This is a genomic window from Candidatus Polarisedimenticolia bacterium (genome assembly GCA_036001465.1).
GTDB lineage: Bacteria > Acidobacteriota > Polarisedimenticolia > Gp22-AA2 > Gp22-AA2 > Gp22-AA3.
Genome location: DASYUH010000100.1, coordinates 1 through 2,377, shown reverse-complemented (window position 1 = coordinate 2,377; position 2,377 = coordinate 1). Strand labels below are relative to the sequence as shown.

Genomic DNA, 2,377 nt, shown 5'->3' with positions numbered 1-2,377 from the left:
ATCCGGCTGGTACGGAGCGGCTGGCGCATCGTGTACGCGCCGGACATCGTCTTCGGCGAGACCCACCCCGTGTCCTATGCCTCGTTCTGCCGGCGGGCCTACAAGTGGGCCTTCGGGTGCGGGCAGGTGCTCCGGGAGCACGCCCTCCCGGTCCTCCTCGATCCCCGCATGAGCGTCTCGCAGAAATGCGGCCTGCTCGAGTTCACGGGCTTCTACGCCATGCAGGCTCTGCTCATCGTCTATCTGCTGCTCGTCGGCATCGTCCTCCCGGTCGTGTCGGGCCTCCCGCCGGCCGATCCGCTCGTCCTGTTCCTCAGCGGAACGGCCATCGTCGTCTCGATCTTCCTTCCGTCTCTCGCTTACCTGGCGCGCCATCGCCGGCTGTCCGAGTGGTGGCCGTTCGCCCTCGTGTGTTCGGTGGTCTATGGGAGCGTCGCCTTCACGTCGGTGCGCGGCATCGTCGACGGTCTGCTGGGGAGGAGGCGCACGTGGATTCCGACCAACCTGCGCGCGCGATCGTGGTCCCTCGTGCCCGGCGTCGTCGGGGCGTCGGTCTTCGGCCTCCTCCTGTTCCTGGTCCCCGCGTGGTACTGCCCGGCGGTCCTGTGGCAGCCCAGCATGTACCTGTTCTCGATGGTCTTCCTGTTCGCGCCGGTGGCCCTGGCGCTTTACGCCCCGCGCCGGGTGGAGATCGCCGGAGCAGGGGACCGGGCCGGGAGGCGGTCGGCGGAGCGGGCGCTCCGCGCCGCGCGCGCCCTGTCGCCGAGCCGCGTCCTCACCCGCCGGCGACTCATGGTCCTGCTGGTTGTCTCCGCGCTCAGCGCGGGCGGATGGACGGCGTTCCACTGGGGGAGCGCGACCCCGGACCATGCGTCCCGCGTCGCGATCGATGGCGACAGGCTGCTGGTGGACGGGGCGGGTTTCCTCGTCAAGGGGATCCATTACAGCCCCTGGCTGCCCGGGACCGGCCCCGGGAAGGAGCGCGGCTGGCCCGGCGAGCCGACGGTGTCGCGCGACCTGGAGATGATCCGGGATCTGGGAGCGAACACCATCCTGGTCCACGACGCGCCGCAGGCGATCTTCCCGCTGGCCCGCCGCTTCGGATTGATGGTGATCTACAGCTACCACGTCGACTGGCAATCGATCGGCAGCGACGGGACGTTCCGCGCGCGCGCCGCCGAGATCGCCGGCTCGGCGGCCGGCATCGGCCGCGAGCCGAACCTCCTGGCGGTCCTTCTCGGGAACGAGGTTCCCGAATGGGTGCTCAAGGACCGCGGCGTCGAGTTCCTCGACGCCCGCATCCGATCCCTGTACGACGCCGTCAAGAAGGCGGCCCCCGGGGTGCCGGTCGGCCACGCCAACTGGCCGCCGACCAGGCGGCTGACCCTGCCGTTCATGGACATCGCCTGCTTCAACCTCTATCCAGCCTGGCCCCGCGAGGTAGTGCTCGCCGGGTACGGCAACTACATCGACGCGACCCTGAAACCGATCGCTGGCGGCCGCCCGCTCCTCATCACGGAGTTCGGCCAGAACTCCCTGGAGACGAGCGAACAGAGGCAGGCCCAGGTCTTGAGCGAGACCTGGGGGGAGATTCGTTCTCGCACCGCGGGGGGCGTGGTGTTCGAGTTCGCCGACGAGTGGTGGAAGAACTACGACAACCCGACAGGACCCGACGACTACTGGCGGCGGGCGCATGCCCCGGACGACGAGAAGACCCACGATCTGGATCCGGAGGAGTACTACGGCATCGTGACCTCGGAGCGCAACCCCAAGCCGGGCCTCGAAGCGGTGCACGTGATGTACTCTGCATCGCCCGCGGGCCGGGGGCGGGGCTTGCTGTTCTCCCTGCCTCTCCTGGCCCTGTTCGGCTACACGCTCTACGTCTTCCGCCGCGGGCGATGAGCGCGCGGCGTTGGCAGGCCGGTCCCTCCTGGCCATGGTCCCTCGGCGCGCTGGCCGCGCTCGCGTTCGGGGCGTCGCCCGCGCCTGCCCAGGTCGTCCAGGCGGTGGCCGAGGCGCAGATCGATCTCCTGGCCGAGGCGCCCGACGACAACCTCGGATGGTCCGTCGCCAACGCCGGTGACGTGAACGGCGACGGGATCGCCGACGTCATCGCGGGGGCCATCTACAACGACAGCGCCGCCAAGGACGCGGGCGAGGCCTACGTCTACCTGGGGGGCCCTCGGCTTTCCACAACCCCCTTCGTGAGCATGACGGGGATGGCGGCCAACGACCAGTTCGGCGTCTCGGTCGCGGGGGCTGGCGACGTGAATGGGGACGGCTACGCCGACGTCATCGTGGGGGCCCGCTTGAGCAGCATCCATGGAAACGCCGCGGGTGCGGCCTTCATCTACTTCGGCGGTCCGGTGATGGACGG

At 69.8% G+C, this 2,377-nt stretch carries 2 protein-coding genes; both read left to right on the top strand.

What is annotated here, in order from left to right; genetic code table 11:
- Positions 1–1,902: glycosyltransferase family 2 protein (locus VGV60_17760; protein HEV8703121.1), on the top strand; the 1,902-nt coding region annotated here is incomplete at its 5' end.
- Positions 1,899–2,377, top strand: a 479-nt coding sequence (locus VGV60_17755; GenBank protein ID HEV8703120.1) for an integrin alpha, incomplete at its 3' end; no start/stop codon positions are given. The genes VGV60_17760 and VGV60_17755, both read left to right, overlap by 4 nt.